Here is a 16,320-nt window from a genome sequence, read left to right as displayed (position 1 = left end):
ACAGCCGGCCATGGCCTGGGGCCGGGCGGTTAGGAAAGGTGCAGGTCAGAAACGTGAGATACGGTTTATGGGTCGGGGTGGTGTTAGTGACGTCAGGGGCGTGCCGGAGGGTGGGAGACAGCGGCGGGAGGGTTGGGGATCCGGGTGATCTTCGCAGTGGCGGCGGGGATGGCCGCGGCGATCGCGGATGCGTGGGTCGGGCCGGGGCCGAACGGGGTGTTGGCAGAGATCTGGGCGGCGACGGCATGGATGGTGACGGACTGGAAGAGATCCAGGCCGGCGGCACGATCGCCAAACCGCACCACCGAGCGGGCAATGCGCGCGCCCATGAGGCCAGACAGCACGTCGCCGGATCCAGGGGTAGCTGCCCACGAGTTGGCGGTATCAACGATTGATGCTCGCTGATTAATTGGGTCCACGATTATTGTTGATCTACCTTTTCGGACTATCGTGCAATTCAAGGCGTTAGCCAGGGCTTTCGTTTCGACGAAGCGTCCCGCGTGCTCGGGCAGATCGGCGGGGGCGATCCATTCTGTTGTGATGAGGCGTTCAAATTCACCGTCATGAGGCGTCAGGACGGTAAAGCCCTCCCGAGCGCGAAGGCGATCGACCAGGGTTGCTGAGTTGGAGATGAGGGTGAGCCCGTCGGCGTCGATAAGCAATGGCTCTGGGCGATCAATGAGTGCCGCGAGGTCATTGAAGGCGTCAGCGTCTGTGCCGGTGCCGGGGCCGAAGACCCACGCCTGGACGCGCCCGGCGTCTTCGAGCCGTTGCGTAGCGACGATTTCTGGGTGCGCGCGGACGACCTCGACGGCTTGCGGGCCGACGTAGCGGACCATCGACGGCGTGGCGTGGACCGCGCCGGACGCCGACAGGATCGCCGCGCCGGGATATTGGCTGCTACCAGCGCGAATGCCCACGACACCGCCGGAGTATTTATCGTCCGCGAAGCCGGGTTCGAGTGAGCCTTCGTTACAGGGGCCGAGCAACGTAAAACCGTCCGGCCACTCGTGGGCGTCCTCGATGGCGCGGAACAGGTGTGGGTTTCCGTCGGGCCAGCCGAGGTTTTCGCTGATGCTCCCGGCGTGCGTGTACGGATCCGCGAGGAGTTGGATGCCGCATTCAGGCGCGAGGCCGTGGGCGTACCGCCAGCCGCCGAATGTGACGGTGGCATCGGCGACGACGTGGGTGGCGCCTTTCTCGCCTGTGTCGGCGACGATGCCAGAAGGAACATCGACGCTTAAGATTCGCGACCAGAATCCGCGGAGTTCCTCGAGCACTTTGGCGACGTCCTCCCCGAGGGAGCCCGCGCCGCCTAGGCCGGTGAGGCCATCGATGGCAAGGCGGTAGTCGCGGAAGTCCGTCGCGTCGTGGGGGAGAACGGTCCCTCCAGCCTGCGTGAACGCCGCGAGCGCGCGTTCGTGCGCGGTGCCCCACGCCAGCCACGCGTCGACCGTGTGACCAGCGGCAAGCAGTTCTACGCCGGCGTAGAGCGCGTCCCCGCCGTTGCCGCCCTTACCGACGAGGAGGAGTACGCGGGGATCCTTTCGAATGTGGCCGACCTGGTCCGGCCACGTGAGCATCGACTGCGCTGCGAGGAAGACTGCGTGGGCTGCCGACTTCATCAGTTCATCTGGCTCTGCCTGTGTGCGAAGAAGCGGTGCTTCCGCAGCGCGGATTTCATCCGCCGTGTACGCCAGCAACATGGTTATGCATCCTCCAGGGGATTTAGCCACGTGACCCCTTCAAACTTCGCAAAGTCTCGGTCGAAAGACACCACCGATGTACCGTACTCGACCGCGAGAGCAGCTAGATGGGCATCAGGAACCAAATTCCCAACGGCTTTGGATTCAACGGTGAGCCGACGCAAGATCGCAGCGTGTCCGTTTCCGGGTTGTGGGACCCATGCATTGTCCTGTCTCAACCAAAGATCGATGTAATCAGATGCTTCTGCAGCTGAGAGCGGCGAACTTTGGATACGTGGGTTCGTGAGAATTCTCTGGAAAGCCAGCAGAGACAACCATGGAAACCCGACTCGTTGTGGACCGTTCAACGCGTCCTCTAGCCAGCGTAAAGCAGCACGATGGTGCGCAGAATCCTCTGCGACCGCATAGATGAGAACGTTGGCGTCAACGATCAACTTACGCGCTCTTCTGATTCGGGTCCATCGACCCGGTCCAAGTAATCGAGAACCTCGACAACGTTCGTGCAATCAATCTTCATTCCTACTTTTTTGGTAGGCATGGTGAACTTTTTCCTCACAGGACGTGCCGCCAATCCACGACGGGCAATCTCATTTACTGCTTCGCCAGTGCTGATCTTTTCTTCAGCAGCTAGCTCCTTGGCGGCCACGTAAATCTCGGGGTCTAGGCGAACGGTGAGCCTCATGTGTAAAAGGGTAGCACCAGTGGTGCTGCTGATCAATGGCTATTTTTGGCAGGTAGGGCACCAGTAGAGCTTGCGGCCTTCGACGACCTTGGTGGAAATGGGTGTGCCGCAGACGTAGCAGGGCAGACCCGCCCGGCGGTAGACGTAAACCTCCCCGCCGTGGTCGTCCTTCCGGGGCTCGCGGCCCATTGCCTCGGGCGTGTGGTCTTCACGGACGGTGTCAATCCGGCCTGTTTCCACGCCGTAGCGCATCAAGTCGACGAGGTCGGTCCAAATCGCGTCGAACGTACCACGGTCGAGGGTGTTTCCGGGCACGGTCGGGGACAGGTTTTGCCTGAACAAGACCTCGGCGCGGTAGATGTTGCCCACGCCGGCGAACATTTTTTGGTCCATGAGAAGCGAGCCGATGGTTCGCTTCGACCGGTGCACTGACTCCCACAGGACGTCGGGGTCGGCGTCGGCACGGATGGGGTCTTCGCCGGAGCGGTCCGTGATCGCCGCGGCTTCGGCGCTGGTAAGCAACCTGCAGAACTGCGGTCCGCGCAGGTTCGCGGCGACGGTGCCGTTGGAAATGTGCAGGCGCATTTGCCCCCATTCATCATCAGCCGGCTCAAACCTGAGCGAACCGATGAGACCCAAGTGGATGTAGACAATGTGGGCCGGGGAATCTGGGTGGGTCTCGCTGGCATCAAAGTCGATGAACAGATGTTTACCGTGGGCGTAGGCGCGGTGGAGACGCGCGCCGCAGATAAGCGATGCCTCATGCGCGAAGCGGCCCTGCGGGCTGGTGACCTCGAGCGATGTGCCGGCGAAATGCGCGTTGAGCTCGTTTGCGAGCCCATGGAGGACGTGACCTTCGGGCAAAAGTTTACGCCTCTTCGCGCTTGACGACGGGTTCCGGCGTGACAATGATCCCGTCCGAATCCGCGTACACGTAGTGGCCGGGGATAAAGTCGATGCCGCCCAAGCGGATCACGATGTCCGTCTTCCCCGCGCCTTCCTTGGCGGACTTGCGGGGGTTCGTGCCCAGTGCCTTGCAGCCGAAGTCCATCTTGGCCACCTCGGCGGAGTCGCGGATCGGGCCGTTGATGATCACCCCAGCCCAGCCGTTCTCCACGCCAGCCTCCGCGATCATGTCGCCCATGAGCGCTGTGTGCAGGCTGCCATGACCATCGACGACGAGCACCTTGCCCTCGCCGGGGGAGTTGAGCGTCTTTTTCACCAGACCGTTGTCCTGGAAGCAGGAGATCGTGACGATCTCCCCGCAGAACTCCGTGCGGCCGCCGAAGTTGCGGAACTGGGTGTCGCAGCTTTGCACATCGTCCTCGAAATCGTCGTAGATGTCCACGATGTCTGCGGTGGGGATGAACTGAATGCTGGTGTCAGTCATGGCGGTGCTCCTTTAAGGCCTAGTGGTTCTCATTCACGAGCCTACGCCGTTTCACCATGTTGGAGCCGGTCAGCTGAAAACCGAACGTACGCTGACTTGTCGATCAACCAGCCGTTTAATGCCATGCCGAGCGCATTACTTCTTCGTCCGAGAGATCAGCGTGAATACGGGCGGTACGGGCCCAATCATCCGCCGTGATCTTCCTTCGAGACTTGGGTTCCACCGTGTCTTCAATTTTGCGTCGCAGGTATTCGTTCCTGGAAAGCCCAAGTTCGGCGGCTTCAGAGTCCAAACGTTTTACGGCTGCGTCCGATATGCCCCTAATCAAAATATCCATCACGGCCTCCTCTCGATAGTGATGTCACGATATCACTGGTCTGTGGGACACAGTACCCTCAATTCCATGACATCGTTCCAGCTCGATCGACCCATCACAACCCCCCGTCTAATCATTAGACCGTTCACGCCTGCCGACGAAGACGACATGTTTGATTTCGAATCCCGAGACGATGTCGCTCGGTACCTATACAACGAGCCCCTCACTCGCGAGGATAACGCCGCAGAGCTGGCCAAGCGGATGACTCAGACGAAGCTCGAGAGTGACGGAGACACTCTTCTCTTGGCCGTTGAGTACGACGGGAAGGTCATCGGTTACGTTCTTCTGATGCTGCTGAGCCGGGAAAATCTTCAGGGCGAATTCGGATTTGTGTTTCATCCCGATTACCAAGGGAAAGGACTAGCTTCGGAAGCAGCCCGCGAGATGCTCCGCTTCGGATTTGAGACCCTAAATCTGCACCGCATCATCGGAAGGTGCGATCCGCGAAATGCTGGCTCTGCCCGGCTCATGGCTTGGGATGCGCAAGGAAGCTCACTTCCGCGAGCTAGAGATTTTCAAAGGCGAATGGGGGGACGAGTTGACCTATGCCATGCTCAAAAGGGAGTGGGACCAAATGAGCGACGCTGAATAGCCACCAGCCCCCAAGCGCACGAAAAACCCGCACTGCACAGCGGCAGGGCGGGTTCGCGTTAGTTCGAAGCTAGATGCTTAGAACTGGCCCTCCTCGGTGGAGCCCTTCAGGGCGGTGGTGGAGGAGTTCGGGTCAACGGTGGTGGCGATGGCGTCGAAGTAGCCAGCACCGACCTCACGCTGGTGCTTCACAGCGGTGAAGCCGCGGTCTGCAGCTGCGGCGAACTCGCGGTTCTGCAAAGTACGCGCGCGAATCGATGTGCCCACGGAGGCCTCCAAGGATGCGATCGAGGAGCTCGCGCGTAACGACGATCGGATCGCCGGCCTGCTCGAGGGCAAGGACGTGGTGAAGACCATCGTGGTGCCGGGCCGGATGGTTAACCTGGTGGTGAAGTAGCGGCAAGCGGAGGGCGTAAAGCGCCATCTAGTTAGTACTTGCCCTGGGCGGATGTACAACTTAAGATTGTTTGGTCAGTGTTGCCTAACTTAATTAAGGGGTACCTAATGCGACCACTTCGATCGAGTACGCTCCGCCGCAGATTGGCCTGCCTTACGGCGATAACCGTAACGGCAACGACGCTCCATACCGGACCGCTTTCGGAGGCGGAGCCGAGATCAGCGCTCTCCCCAGTCGGGATCTATACCCTTTACGGTGCCCCGGGAAACGCGCTCGGAGCGAGCATGGCGCCAACCGGATGCAACCTGCTCGGCGACGGCCGACCCGAACTATTCGTCCAAGATTGGATGTGGCAGCGCGAAGGAAAGCGACTCGGTGCCGGGTACGGGGTTACCTGGGAAAACTTCAAGCAGGCGGGTGACGGTTCCAAACCGATTGATGATGAAGACTTGGGAGTTGTGCGCCTCGAGCAGTCGACCCAGTATCAGTCCTCCCTAATGGGTTTCAGTGTTGCCTGCCTCGGGGATACGAACGGAAATGGTTACGACGATGTAGTCTTTTCCGACTACATCAACTCCGTAGCTCCAGTCGTCTTCGGCGATAAGAATCTTGATACGACCTCGTTGCAATTCATGGGGACAAAGGGCTACTTCATCAAGGGGGCTCCGCCGCGCTTCTCCAATGGCGTGAACAGCGTAGGGGATGTCGACGGCGATGGTCTTAATGACATCGCGATCATGTCGAACCATTCGAAGATCGAGGTTTTTAAGGGTGTTGACGACATCGCAACGTACGATGCCTCTTCAGACAAAAGCCGTCTCCTCATGACTGTCACTAATGGGACCGGGAAGATACAGGAATTCAAGGACATCGGTGACATAAATGGAGACGGAAATGAGGATTACGCTGCGAGTTACTACGCAGCCAAATCGCCTGAAGCCAAAGATTCCGCGAACGGGATGGTCTGGGTCATTTTCGGTACCGGAAAGCCTCAGAACCTTGATCTCTCCAAGCCGCTAGGAGAAAAAGGTTTCGTGATCTCAGGCCCTCTTGAGGGCAGAGACCGCCTTGGGATGTCCACGGTCGGAGCTGGGGACCTAAACAATGATGGGTTTGATGATTTGTTGATCGGAGCGGATTCGCTCCGAAACTCCGGGGCTGCCGTAGTTGTGTGGGGCGGGAAGTCCACTGAAGATGTGGTAACGGACTTCCACAACGAAACCAATCGCGGGGCTTATGACAGTAATGGAAAATCGAGAGGGATCGCGCTCGTTGCGCCGCAGAATAGTAGCGGAACTGGGTTTAGCGTGGCGGTGTCCCACCCGACGAGGGGTGATTCAAGTGCCGCATCTACGCTGGTAATCGGATCGTGGAGCGCTGATGGACGTGCGGGAGAGAAGGCCGCCGGGCAGGTCCACTTGGTCTCGGCCAACGCACTGACTTCCGCATCCACGGGTGTCATTTCAATGGAATCACTGCCTGCATCCCAGCACGCCACGGTGTACGGTGACCGCGCAGGGCAACGGGCTGGTAGGTCTGTGTCCGCGCCAGGAGACATGAATGGAGACGGCAACCCGGACATTGCGTTCGGCTCCGACGGAGTGCAGTCGACGGACAGAAAGCCATCGGTTACGTTGGCCACGATGCCCGCGCAACGTGCGAAAGCCCCGGTCGTACCGGTGATCGGTTCAGGCGGGACCTGGTGGGTTAACGGAACCGACACCGGTGTTGTCGCCGCGGGATCAAAGGGTGAATCCGCCTATGAGCTGTGGCTCAAGGAGCCGGGCAACGCTGAGAAGAGCATGCAGGAATACCTCGCTTCGCTCCAAGGTGAAGAAGGCAAGAACGGCGCTGACGGCAAGGACGGCGCTGACGGCAAGAACGGCGCTGACGGCAAGAACGGCGCTGACGGCAAGAACGGCGAGCCGGGCAAGGACGGCGCTGACGGCAACACGCCGTTCGTAGGTGACAACGGGAACTGGTGGATCGGGTCCAAGGACACCGGTGTGAAAGCGAACGGTTCGCAGGGAGCACCGGGACAGCCCGGTAAGGACGGCGCGGACGGTAAGGACGGCGAGCCGGGCAAGGACGGCGCGGACGGTAAGGACGGCGAGCCGGGCAAGGACGGCGCGGACGGTAAGGACGGCGCGGACGGTAAGGACGGCGCGGACGGTAAGGACGGCGAGCCGGGTAAGGACGGCGAGCCGGGCAAGGACGGCGCGGACGGTAAGAACAGTTCGTCGACGGTTGGAACCGTGATTGGCGCGGTCATCGGTGCTCTTCTCGGGACTATCGGTGGGGTACTCGCCATTGCGGGCGTTATGAACTGGCGTTTCCCGAGGGAAACGCATGAATTTGTAGAAGCAGTGCGCGCGGTACTGGAAGGACGTCGATAAGCAATGCGAAAGAGCTTTATGAAGATGGTTTTGAACCGCGCTGTATTGTTGGGTCTCGGCTCGGCGATGATGTTTGCAACCGGGCTCGGTCTTGGCGCGCCGGTGCAAGCGGAGGACACGGTTCACAGCACGCATGCGAACAATACAAGCCAGAGAAAAACCCAGGGCGTAGACATGTGCACTGGTACAGACCATGAGAGGTTCATGGTAACTGCACCGGACGGCCGTAAGTATGACGGCTGGCACCCGACGGTGATTACGCGTGCGGATGGTTCTACCTGCGCTTTTGGCCATGAACACGGGGACAACCCGGAGGATTCCAAAATCTACGCGTGGACGATGGAAAAGCTTAACCAGATCGCGCCCAACGGGCAGGCGGTGACGGGGATTCCGTTCGGGTACGTGGGGCATCAGTCTGTGGAGTACGCACAGCAGGCAAGCACCAATCCGGCCCACCGCCACGAAGACCATTACGGACACAAGGTTTTCGTGGTCAATGACGTGAAACTCGTCAACGAAGACCGCACCAAGGGATACGTGGAGGACTCCAAGGGAAAGCCCGTGACCTGTAATTATCTGATCAAGCTGCACCAAGGAACACACTCGTCTGATGCGACGAACAACAACGCGCACGAGCTGTTCTACGCGGTGCAATGCAGCGACGGAACGGAAGCCGTGGTGTCCACGCTGGACACGTTCGGCAATCCGAACGAGTTTACCGAAAACTGCAGCGGTAAAACGATCAAAACCTCGGGTTCGAATCTGCCGGCGGGAGCCGGCGGCAAGCGCCGCATTCCCACGTCCGACTGTTTGAAGAAATACAAAGATGTCTGGGCCGCCTATGAGCGGTGGGACAGCAACGGTCGGATCGAGGGACCCACCTCGGGGGTACCACTGGCGCAATACTCGCCGTTCTTTGGAGTCCGGAACCCGTCGAGAACCTGGGACAGTACAGCAAAGCAAGCCGTACCCACCGCGAAGCTGTCCAACAGTTCGGGCGCGTTTGCCATCCCAGGTTACAAGGTCGATGAGGGAACCGAGCAGTACGCACTCGGCTCGGCATTCAATGGTGCGAAGCGCGACATTTACGTGGCTGGAACCGTGCTACGCAACGCCGGTGGCCCAACGACCTGGTACACGAACCCATACGGCGGAACACCAAGCACCAGCAACTTCGTGGGGGCGGTGCCTCAATACATCGGTGCCGTCGATAACTCCTCAACCCAGGGAGCGGTGGAACGACAGGCGTTCGGGTTCAGCAGGAACTACGGTTCGGCGCAGGACAACGTGCACGCACCAAACTAGTTTCACTGGCCTAACGGGTCAGGACAACTACATCACCTCGACGACAGTGCGGCCGTGGCCAGTGCCAGCTAGGAGGCCGCGGCCGACGGCTTCGACGCCCTCGAGGTCGATGGTCTGCGTGTAGGCACTGAGCTTGTCCACATCGAGGGATTCGGCGAGAAGTTGCCACGCTTCCTCGCGGTATTCGCGTGGGGCATCAACGGAGTTGACGCCGACGAGGTGGACGTTGCGCAGGATGAACGGCATGACGGTGGTGGGGATCTCGTTGCCAGCGGCGCGACCGCACGCGGTGACCGTGCCGCCCCACCGCACGCTTGCCAGAACATTTGCGAGGGGAGCGCCGCCGATGGCGTCGAGGGCGCCGGCGAAGCGGATCTTTTGGAGAGGCTTTCCGGGGTGTTCGAACTCTGCGCGGTCGATAATCTCTGTAGCTCCGAGGTCACGCAGGTAGTCCCCGTACTCATCGGGTCGGCCGGTCAGGGCTGCAACGGTATGACCGCGGCTCGCCAGCAACTGGACGGTCACCGAACCGACGCCGCCGGTTGCGCCGGTGACGAGGACGGGAAGGTCGCCTTGGTCGGGGCGCGTTTTCTCGTAGGCGGCGACCGCGAGGGCGGCTGTGTAGCCCGCGGTGCCGATCGCGGCCGCGGTCCACGCGTCGAAGGGGGAGGGGACGGGGGTGAGGCGGGATGCGTCGATACGCATGCTCTGCGTGTACCCACCGTGGCGGCGCTCGCCGATGCCCCAGCCGTTGACGGTGACAAGGGTGCCGGGGGTGAGGGAGTCGGACTCGAGGACCTCACCGACGGCATCGATGCCAGCGACGGTGGGATAGGTGCGGATGATGCCCACGCTGCCTTCAAGAGCCATCGCGTCCTTGTAGTTGACGGAGGAATGCGAGACCCGGATGAGGGTATCGCCGGTTCCCTCGAAATCAGGCTTCGTGGGAACAAGGTCTGGACCGGATTCGGTGACAATGAGGCTGCGTGGTGCGTTCATGGCTACAAGGGTAGGGATGTGCGCGGTGAGGTGCTATCGGGCCGTGCACTGACTGGCTGTGAGCAGGGAGTATAAGGTGTGGTTTATATTCGTTCGCCTCTGGCTCGTTGAGAGTTCCTGGTGCGTGGGATTGGGTGGGCCAAACGCTCACGCGGGCCTGTAGGATCGGGGTTTGTGAGCGAGCGCGACTGGTTTACGCGGGCGGTACTTCCCAGCGGGGAGGAGCCGGACCCGCGTTTCACCCTCGCCAACGAGAGAACTTTCCTCGCATGGACACGAACGTCTCTTGCATTTCTGGCAGGTGGCATCGCGTTGGAGGCCTTTGCGCTACCGGGCATCGACCCGGAGATCCGGCGAATTGCTTCGGTGGTAGTCATTGCTATGGGTATGGCGATCGCGCTCGGGGCCGCGGTGCGGTGGGCGAGGATCGAGAGGGCCCTGCGCCACGGGCGGCCGCTGCCGGCGCCCGCGATCGTGCCGTTGATGGGCTTAGGGATCGCGGTCGCGTGCGTCGTCGTGATCGCCGGGGTGCTCTAGACGGCGGACTTATATGATCCAGGTCGCAGATGAGGGACTTCAGCCGGAGCGCACGGCGATGTCGTGGACCCGAACCGCGGCGGCGATGATGGTGTGCTCGCTCACGTTGCTGCGCTGGTCGCAACCGTATCCGACGGTGGTGTTCGGGGCCATCGGGCTGCTTGCGGTCGTGGCGGGAGTGATTGGGCTGCGGGAGCGGGCAATGTACCGTCGTCAAGCGGAAGGCCTCGCGCACGAAAGGGTGGCTGCGAATGCGCGCGGCGTCCTAGGGATGTCCGCGGCGATGCTGGTGCTCGGGGCGATCGGTATGTTCCTCGTGCTCAGCGTGTGATCTTCTGTTTAGTTGGGCGTTCCGAACTCGAGAAGGGCCGTGAGGAAATCGCGCCCGTCCGGCGTGCCCTCGATGCGGTAGCGGGTGGAGGTGGGCTCGAAGATGCCCAAACCGATGAAAAGGTCCACGACCTGCTCGGGGTTGTCCGGGGTGATCACAACCTCGGGGTCGATGAGCGTTTCGGTTTCAAAGCCCGCCCATTCCAGGATCTCTTCCCAGGTCTGCAGACCGTAGACCTCGGCGAATCCGTCGGCGACGTTGGCCAAGACAACGTCGGGCCTATCGTAGATCGACCGGGCGTAAGGGGAAATGCTCACCTGCATGCCGTCGTTGCTGAGAAGGCCAATGGACTCGAGGAACGCGCGGAGCTGCGCGACCGCTGGGACAGAGGATTCCCGTGGGTTCCGGGACGGGATGGGAAGATCCAGGTGGGACGCGATGGCGCGCACGTCCACGGCCCGCAGAGCCCCGGTGCCGGTGACCAGCAGCACGTGCTCGTAGTCGCGGGTGACCCAGAGCGTGAATTCCGTGTTCGGTGCGATGGTGAGCTCGGCGCCCTCGACCGGGGCTCCCAGGTCCACGTCTGCCCCGAAGAGGCTGCCGGCAAAGACGGTAGCCGTGCCTGCGGAATCACCGTCAAAACTCAAGATGTCGTGGGCGAGGGGAACGTGCACGTTGTAGCCGAGCTGCTCCGCCACCTCCTGGTCAAGCGTGAGGCCCAGCTCCACCCCGGAGGGAGTGACCAGGACGGCGTTGCAGGGTTCGTTGAAAGTCCAGGCGCCCACGCGCCGTGCCGGCATTTGCTCGTGCTCCATGCGGCCAGACTACCGCTACTTCAGTCTCGGACGCGCCCGCACCATGAGTTCGGCGCAGCCCAACGCCGCGAGCAGGGCTGTCACACCCAGAACGGCCGCGAGATGGCCCGAGTCCACGCACGCCGCGCCGAGCGCCGCACCGGAGGCGATCCCCACTTGGAAAGTAACCACGTAGATGGCGCTGGCGCGGTCCTGCTGCGCCTGGCCGGCGTGCATGAAGATGGTGGTGGCGGACGTGGGCAGCGCACCGGCTGCGGTGCCCAGCACCACGATGAGGGCGCCGAGGGCGATCCATTGAGTGATGCCGTCGGTGATAAACGCCACGGCACCGAAAGCCGCTGCGAGTACCAGCGTGGCTGCGGCCAGCGCGTTGATGCGGATCATGCGCGAATCCACCCGCCGGCCGGCAATGAGCACGCCCACGATCCCGAAGAGCCCGTAGGCGCTCAAACCCGCGGCCACGTACTGCAATCCGACGGTGCGTTCCACGATCAACCCCAGGTAGGAATAGGTGCTAAACACCGCCGTCACGCTCAGCGCGAGGTACACCACCAGCTGGAGGATGGCGGTGGTCTGCTTCCTATCGTCGTCAAGCGCCTTGCGCTCAAGCTGGGGCATGGAGGGAAGAGAGAGCAAGAGCACGCTTATCGACGCCACCGTCACCGCGCCCAGGATCCACGTTGAGGCACGCCAGCCGAGGGCGTTTCCGATGAACGTGGAGATCGGCGAGCCGAGGACCAGCGCGAACGTGGAGCCGAGCGAGACAACCGCCACCGCGCGACCGGTCATTCCGGCGGGGGAGAGCCGCGCGGACATGGGGTTGACCAGGGACCAGAAAAGCCCATGCGTCAACGCGGCGCACACGCGCGCGGCGACGAGAACCCAGTACGTGTGCGCGATGGCCTGAAGGACGATGCCACCGGCCAGAAAAACCAGCGTGCTGATGAGAAGGGGGCGGCGGTTGACGTTGCGGGTGAACCACATGAGCGGAAGCGTGACCACGGCCACCAGGCCCGCGTACACGGTCATGAGGAGCCCGACGAGGCCCTCGCTCACGCCGAGATCAGCGCTGATCGGTGTGATAAGCCCGACCATGAACATCTCGTACGTGACGTACACGAACGCCGCGAAGCTGATGGCTACCAGCGGTATCCACTGCATGGTGTCGGACCGTTCGGTCGTTTGAGGCGGTTTCCTCTGCGGGGGCGTTCTAGGCATCGCGTTCTCCAGTGAGCTTGGCCGTGGCGGCCGGAATAGCGCGCGCGATGGCGGACGCATGGGTCTGAGCCGGACCGTACTCCGTCTGCGCCGCCAGCGAGGCGGCCACGGCATGGATGGTCACGGCGTGAATGATCTCAGCGTGGATGATATCGGGGCTGTGTGCGATGCGCGCACCCATGAGTCCTGCCAAGACGTCTCCGGAGCCGGGGGTGGCCGCCCAAGAGTTGGCAGTGTCAACGATTGCGTCAGGTCCATTAAATGGATGCGCAATGATGGTGCACCGCCCCTTTCTCACGATGTGGCAATTCAAGGCTTCTGCCAGGGCTTTCGTTTCGTCGAAGCGGCCCTTCGGGTCCGGTCGTACGGACGGTTTCAGCCACTCCGAGCCGATGAGGCGGGCGAACTCGCCGTCGTGGGGGGTGAGCACGGTGATGCCTTCGCGCCTGCGCAGCTGGTTCTGAAGGTCCGCAGATTCGGCGAGAAGGGTGAGCCCATCGGCGTCGATGAGCAACGGCTCCGGGCGCTCGAGCAGGCGCACGAGTCTGCCCCACGCTTTGGTGCCGGTACCCGCGCCGGGGCCGAAGACCCACGCCTGCACGCGGCCGGCTTTCTCCAGGCTTTGCGTGACCACGACCTCCGGGTGGGCCCGCACCACCTCTTGGGCCTGGGGGCCGACGTAGCGCACCATCGAGGGGGTGGCGTGCAGCGCGCCCGCCGTGGCGAGGAGCGCTGCGCCGGGGTAAATGCCGCTGCCTGCGCAAACACCCACCACACCGCCGGAGTACTTGTCATCGTGGAAGCCCGGTTCGAGCGAGCCCCCCGTGCTGGGGCCTAAAAGAGTGAAGCCATCCGGCCAGTCGTGGTCGTCTTCGAGAGCGCGGAAGAGCAGCGGCGCGTCATCGGCCCAGGGGAGATTGCCACCGATCGTGCGTGAGTTCGCGCTGGTGGCGGCTATGCCCGGGTCGGCGAGGAGCTGGATACCGGTCTCGGGCGCGAGGCCGTGCGCGTAGCGCCATCCGCCGAAGGTCACCGTCGCATCGGCGACGACGTGGACCTCACCCTTGACGCCGGTGTCGGCCACGATGCCAGACGGCACGTCGACGCTTAATATGCGCGTGCGGAACGCCTTGAGGCCTTCCAGGACCTGCGCGATCTCCCCGCCACGTTCACCTAGGCTGCCCGCGCCACCCAGGCCCGTGAGTCCATCGATGGCGCGGCGGTACGTGCGGGCTTCGGGTGATGCGCTAAGTACTGTTCCGCCCGCGTGGACAAATGCGTCGAGCGCCGACCGGTGGGCGCTGCCCCAGGCCAGCCACGCATCAACCGCGTGGCCCTCCGCGAGCAGCTCCACACCGGCGTAGAGCGCATCACCGCCGTTTCCGCCCTTGCCCACCAGCAGTAGCACGCGCGGTGACGGGCGGACTGTGGCAGCAACGTCGGGCCAGGTCAGCATGTGGGCGGCGGCCAGATACACCGCGTGCGCAGCGGACCGCATCAGCTCGTCGGGGTGTTCTTGCTGGCGGAGCAGGGGTGCCTCCGCCGCCCGGATCTCATCTGCTGTGTACGCCTGAATCATGGCTCTAATGGTGATTTCAGAAGTACGTACGTTCACTTTTGGCATTCCGGGCACCAGTAGAGTTTCCGGCCTTCCACGACCTTGGTCGCGATCGGCGAGCCGCAGACGTAGCAGGGTAGGCCCGCCCGGCGGTAGACGTAGACCTCGCCGCCGTGGTCATCCTTGCGGGGTTCACGCCCCATGGCCTCGGGCGTATGGTCCTCGCGCACTGTGTCGATGCGGCCGGTCTCCACTCCGTAGCGCATGAGATCCACGAGGTCGTCCCAGATCGCGTCGAAGGTGCCGCGGTCGAGGGCATTACCGGGAACGGTGGGGGAGAGGTTGTTGCGAAATAGCACCTCAGCGCGGTAAATGTTGCCCACGCCGGCGAACATCTTCTGGTCCATGAGCAGCGAGCCGATCGTGCGTTTGGAGCGGTGGACGCGCTCAAAGACCTGATCGGGGTCGGCGTCGGCGCGGATAGGGTCTTCCCCGCTTGTGTCCGTGATCGCGGCGACCTCGGCATCTGTAAGCAAGCGACAGAACTGGGGGCCGCGCAGGTTCGCGGCGATCGTTCCGTCGGAGATGTGCAGGCGCATCTGCCCCCACTCCTCGTCCGCGGGTTCGAAACGCAGCGAGCCGATGAGGCCTAAGTGGATGTAGACGATGTGCGCCGGCGTGTCGCCGATGTCTTCGGCATCAAAGTCGATGAACAGATGCTTGCCGTGGGCGTAGGCGCGGTGGAGACGCGCGCCGCAGATAAGCGATGCCTCATGCGCGAAGCGGCCCTGCGGGCTGGTGACCTCGAGCGATGTGCCGGCGAAATGCGCGTTGAGCTCGTTTGCGAGCCCATGGAGGACGTGACCTTCGGGCAAAAGTTTACGCCTCTTCGCGCTTGACGACGGGTTCCGGCGTGACAATGATCCCGTCCGAATCCGCGTACACGTAGTGGCCGGGGATAAAGTCGATGCCGCCCAAGCGGATCACGATGTCCGTCTTCCCCGCGCCTTCCTTGGCGGACTTGCGGGGGTTCGTGCCCAGTGCCTTGCAGCCGAAGTCCATCTTGGCCACCTCGGCGGAGTCGCGGATCGGGCCGTTGATGATCACCCCAGCCCAGCCGTTCTCCACGCCAGCCTCCGCGATCATGTCGCCCATGAGCGCTGTGTGCAGGCTGCCATGACCATCGACGACGAGCACCTTGCCCTCGCCGGGGGAGTTGAGCGTCTTTTTCACCAGACCGTTGTCCTGGAAGCAGGAGATCGTGACGATCTCCCCGCAGAACTCCGTGCGGCCGCCGAAGTTGCGGAACTGGGTGTCGCAGCTTTGCACATCGTCCTCGAAATCGTCGTAGATGTCCACGATGTCTGCGGTGGGGATGAACTGAATGCTGGTGTCAGTCATGGCGGTGCTCCTTTAAGGCCTAGTGGTTCTCATTCACGAGCCTACGCCGTTTCACCATGTTGGAGCCGGTCAGCTGAAAACCGAACGTACGCTGACTTGTCGATCAACCAGCCGTTTAATGCCATGCCGAGCGCATTACTTCTTCGTCCGAGAGATCAGCGTGAATACGGGCGGTACGGGCCCAATCATCCGCCGTGATCTTCCTTCGAGACTTGGGTTCCACCGTGTCTTCAATTTTGCGTCGCAGGTATTCGTTCCTGGAAAGCCCAAGTTCGGCGGCTTCAGAGTCCAAACGTTTTACGGCTGCGTCCGATATGCCCCTAATCAAAATATCCATCACGGCCTCCTCTCGATAGTGATGTCACGATATCACTGGTCTGTGGGACACAGTACCCTCAATTCCATGACATCGTTCCAGCTCGATCGACCCATCACAACCCCCCGTCTAATCATTAGACCGTTCACGCCTGGACCCTAAATTTGCACCGCAACATCGGAAGGTGCGATCCGCGAAATGCAGGCTCTGCCCGGCTCATGGCACGGCTCGGGATGCGCAAGGAAGCTCACTTCCGCGAGCTAGAGATTTTCAAAGGCGAATGGGGGGACGAGTTGACCTAT

Annotated in this window: 19 protein-coding genes and 2 pseudogenes; 7 read left to right on the top strand and 14 right to left on the bottom strand. The window is 62.1% G+C overall.

Annotation, left to right across the window (positions count from 1 at the left end; translation table 11 throughout):
• Nucleotides 1-92: 92 nt before the first annotated feature.
• The 6 genes from CAQUA_RS10955 to vapB (CAQUA_RS10930) form a co-directional block, all read right to left on the bottom strand.
• A complete protein-coding gene (locus tag CAQUA_RS10955; protein ID WP_196825093.1) occupies nt 93-1,706 on the bottom strand; it encodes a bifunctional ADP-dependent NAD(P)H-hydrate dehydratase/NAD(P)H-hydrate epimerase in 1,614 nt (537 codons plus the stop codon).
• Between the two features lie 2 nt (nt 1,707-1,708).
• Nucleotides 1,709-2,140: a type II toxin-antitoxin system VapC family toxin gene (locus tag CAQUA_RS10950; protein ID WP_196825094.1), complete on the bottom strand. Its 432-nt coding sequence runs from the start codon at nt 2,138-2,140 to the stop codon at nt 1,709-1,711.
• Nucleotides 2,137-2,388 (bottom strand): hypothetical protein, encoded by a 252-nt coding sequence (locus CAQUA_RS10945; RefSeq protein ID WP_196825095.1) that lies wholly within the window; start codon nt 2,386-2,388, stop codon nt 2,137-2,139. The genes CAQUA_RS10950 and CAQUA_RS10945 overlap by 4 nt, the downstream gene beginning before the upstream one ends.
• A 39-nt stretch (nt 2,389-2,427) precedes the next feature.
• A complete protein-coding gene (locus tag CAQUA_RS10940; RefSeq protein WP_196825096.1) occupies nt 2,428-3,252 on the bottom strand; it encodes an Fpg/Nei family DNA glycosylase in 825 nt (274 codons plus the stop codon).
• Between the two features lie 4 nt (nt 3,253-3,256).
• Nucleotides 3,257-3,778 (bottom strand): ribonuclease E activity regulator RraA, encoded by a 522-nt coding sequence (rraA, locus tag CAQUA_RS10935; protein ID WP_196825097.1) that lies wholly within the window; start codon nt 3,776-3,778, stop codon nt 3,257-3,259.
• Between the two features lie 115 nt (nt 3,779-3,893).
• Complete coding sequence (gene vapB, locus CAQUA_RS10930; RefSeq protein WP_196825098.1) at nt 3,894-4,115, bottom strand: type II toxin-antitoxin system VapB family antitoxin; 222 nt, start codon at nt 4,113-4,115, stop codon at nt 3,894-3,896.
• 21 nt (nt 4,116-4,136) lie between these two features.
• Here vapB (CAQUA_RS10930) and CAQUA_RS11260 point away from each other — a divergent pair.
• Both CAQUA_RS11260 and CAQUA_RS10920 read left to right on the top strand, forming a co-directional pair.
• Nucleotides 4,137-4,565, top strand: a pseudogene (locus CAQUA_RS11260) (GNAT family N-acetyltransferase); the annotation flags it as partial.
• Nucleotides 4,566-4,602: 37 nt separating this feature from the next.
• Nucleotides 4,603-4,746, top strand: coding sequence for a GNAT family protein (locus CAQUA_RS10920; RefSeq protein WP_231375535.1), 144 nt, complete (start codon nt 4,603-4,605; stop codon nt 4,744-4,746).
• A gap of 77 nt (nt 4,747-4,823) precedes the next feature.
• On the opposite strand, the pseudogene CAQUA_RS10915 reads toward CAQUA_RS10920, so the two are convergent.
• Nucleotides 4,824-4,985, bottom strand: a pseudogene (locus CAQUA_RS10915) (isocitrate lyase); the annotation flags it as partial.
• Nucleotides 4,986-5,004: 19 nt separating this feature from the next.
• Between CAQUA_RS10915 and CAQUA_RS10910 the strand changes: the two are divergent.
• The 3 genes from CAQUA_RS10910 to CAQUA_RS10900 all read left to right on the top strand — a co-directional run bounded on the left by CAQUA_RS10910 (nt 5,005) and on the right by CAQUA_RS10900 (nt 8,843).
• Nucleotides 5,005-5,142 carry a hypothetical protein gene (locus tag CAQUA_RS10910; protein WP_196825100.1) on the top strand — a complete coding sequence of 46 codons (138 nt, stop codon included), beginning with the start codon at nt 5,005-5,007 and terminating at the stop codon, nt 5,140-5,142.
• A 284-nt stretch (nt 5,143-5,426) separates the two neighbouring features.
• Nucleotides 5,427-7,538, top strand: a complete 2,112-nt coding sequence (locus CAQUA_RS10905) for a hypothetical protein (RefSeq protein ID WP_231375536.1) — start codon at nt 5,427-5,429, stop codon at nt 7,536-7,538.
• 18 nt (nt 7,539-7,556) lie between these two features.
• A complete protein-coding gene (locus CAQUA_RS10900) occupies nt 7,557-8,843 on the top strand; it encodes a hypothetical protein (RefSeq protein ID WP_196825101.1) in 1,287 nt (428 codons plus the stop codon).
• Nucleotides 8,844-8,870: 27 nt separating this feature from the next.
• Here the strand turns inward: CAQUA_RS10900 and CAQUA_RS10895 are convergent, their stop codons facing one another.
• On the bottom strand, nt 8,871-9,842 hold the full coding sequence (locus tag CAQUA_RS10895; protein WP_196825102.1) for an acrylyl-CoA reductase family protein: 972 nt from the start codon (nt 9,840-9,842) through the stop codon (nt 8,871-8,873).
• A 174-nt stretch (nt 9,843-10,016) separates the two neighbouring features.
• On the opposite strand from CAQUA_RS10895, the gene CAQUA_RS10890 reads away from it, so the two are divergent.
• Nucleotides 10,017-10,379 carry a YidH family protein gene (locus CAQUA_RS10890; RefSeq protein ID WP_196825103.1) on the top strand — a complete coding sequence of 121 codons (363 nt, stop codon included), beginning with the start codon at nt 10,017-10,019 and terminating at the stop codon, nt 10,377-10,379.
• Between the two features lie 13 nt (nt 10,380-10,392).
• Nucleotides 10,393-10,710, top strand: coding sequence for a DUF202 domain-containing protein (locus CAQUA_RS10885; protein WP_196825104.1), 318 nt, complete (start codon nt 10,393-10,395; stop codon nt 10,708-10,710).
• An 8-nt stretch (nt 10,711-10,718) separates the two neighbouring features.
• On the opposite strand, the gene CAQUA_RS10880 is transcribed toward CAQUA_RS10885, so the two are convergent.
• From CAQUA_RS10880 to vapB (CAQUA_RS10855), 6 genes are all read right to left on the bottom strand, one after another.
• The gene (locus CAQUA_RS10880; RefSeq protein ID WP_196825105.1) at nt 10,719-11,525 is read right to left on the bottom strand and encodes a hypothetical protein; all 807 of its coding nucleotides are present in this window, start codon (nt 11,523-11,525) and stop codon (nt 10,719-10,721) included.
• A gap of 15 nt (nt 11,526-11,540) precedes the next feature.
• Complete coding sequence (locus CAQUA_RS10875; RefSeq protein ID WP_196825693.1) at nt 11,541-12,686, bottom strand: MFS transporter; 1,146 nt, start codon at nt 12,684-12,686, stop codon at nt 11,541-11,543.
• Between the two features lie 49 nt (nt 12,687-12,735).
• Nucleotides 12,736-14,322, bottom strand: a complete 1,587-nt coding sequence (locus CAQUA_RS10870; protein WP_196825106.1) for a bifunctional ADP-dependent NAD(P)H-hydrate dehydratase/NAD(P)H-hydrate epimerase — start codon at nt 14,320-14,322, stop codon at nt 12,736-12,738.
• A 32-nt stretch (nt 14,323-14,354) separates the two neighbouring features.
• Nucleotides 14,355-15,176 (bottom strand): Fpg/Nei family DNA glycosylase, encoded by an 822-nt coding sequence (locus CAQUA_RS10865; RefSeq protein WP_196825107.1) that lies wholly within the window; start codon nt 15,174-15,176, stop codon nt 14,355-14,357.
• 4 nt (nt 15,177-15,180) lie between these two features.
• On the bottom strand, nt 15,181-15,702 hold the full coding sequence (rraA, locus tag CAQUA_RS10860; protein ID WP_196825097.1) for a ribonuclease E activity regulator RraA: 522 nt from the start codon (nt 15,700-15,702) through the stop codon (nt 15,181-15,183).
• Between the two features lie 115 nt (nt 15,703-15,817).
• Nucleotides 15,818-16,039: a type II toxin-antitoxin system VapB family antitoxin gene (gene vapB / locus CAQUA_RS10855; protein WP_196825098.1), complete on the bottom strand. Its 222-nt coding sequence runs from the start codon at nt 16,037-16,039 to the stop codon at nt 15,818-15,820.
• Nucleotides 16,040-16,320 lie beyond the last annotated feature (281 nt).

This window comes from Corynebacterium aquatimens (assembly GCF_030408395.1).
Classification (GTDB): Bacteria; Actinomycetota; Actinomycetes; order Mycobacteriales; family Mycobacteriaceae; genus Corynebacterium; species Corynebacterium aquatimens.
The sequence above is the reverse complement of the archived record's forward strand: the minus strand, read 5'-3'. Positions and strand labels throughout refer to the sequence as shown.

Coding starts and splice junctions, on each gene's coding strand:
- CAQUA_RS10945 (WP_196825095.1), bottom strand. CDS start 2,388: ATGAGGCTCACCGTTCGCCTAGACCCCGAGATTTACGTGGCCGCCAAG.
- vapB (WP_196825098.1), bottom strand. CDS start 16,039: ATGGATATTTTGATTAGGGGCATATCGGACGCAGCCGTAAAACGTTTG.
- rraA (WP_196825097.1), bottom strand. CDS start 15,702: ATGACTGACACCAGCATTCAGTTCATCCCCACCGCAGACATCGTGGAC.
- CAQUA_RS10955 (WP_196825093.1), bottom strand. CDS start 1,706: ATGTTGCTGGCGTACACGGCGGATGAAATCCGCGCTGCGGAAGCACCG.
- CAQUA_RS10905 (WP_231375536.1), top strand. CDS start 5,427: ATGGCGCCAACCGGATGCAACCTGCTCGGCGACGGCCGACCCGAACTA.
- CAQUA_RS10870 (WP_196825106.1), bottom strand. CDS start 14,322: ATGATTCAGGCGTACACAGCAGATGAGATCCGGGCGGCGGAGGCACCC.
- CAQUA_RS10880 (WP_196825105.1), bottom strand. CDS start 11,525: ATGGAGCACGAGCAAATGCCGGCACGGCGCGTGGGCGCCTGGACTTTC.
- vapB (WP_196825098.1), bottom strand. CDS start 4,115: ATGGATATTTTGATTAGGGGCATATCGGACGCAGCCGTAAAACGTTTG.
- CAQUA_RS10900 (WP_196825101.1), top strand. CDS start 7,557: ATGAAGATGGTTTTGAACCGCGCTGTATTGTTGGGTCTCGGCTCGGCG.
- CAQUA_RS10920 (WP_231375535.1), top strand. CDS start 4,603: ATGCTGGCTCTGCCCGGCTCATGGCTTGGGATGCGCAAGGAAGCTCAC.
- CAQUA_RS10895 (WP_196825102.1), bottom strand. CDS start 9,842: ATGAACGCACCACGCAGCCTCATTGTCACCGAATCCGGTCCAGACCTT.
- rraA (WP_196825097.1), bottom strand. CDS start 3,778: ATGACTGACACCAGCATTCAGTTCATCCCCACCGCAGACATCGTGGAC.
- CAQUA_RS10885 (WP_196825104.1), top strand. CDS start 10,393: ATGATCCAGGTCGCAGATGAGGGACTTCAGCCGGAGCGCACGGCGATG.
- CAQUA_RS10875 (WP_196825693.1), bottom strand. CDS start 12,686: ATGCAGTGGATACCGCTGGTAGCCATCAGCTTCGCGGCGTTCGTGTAC.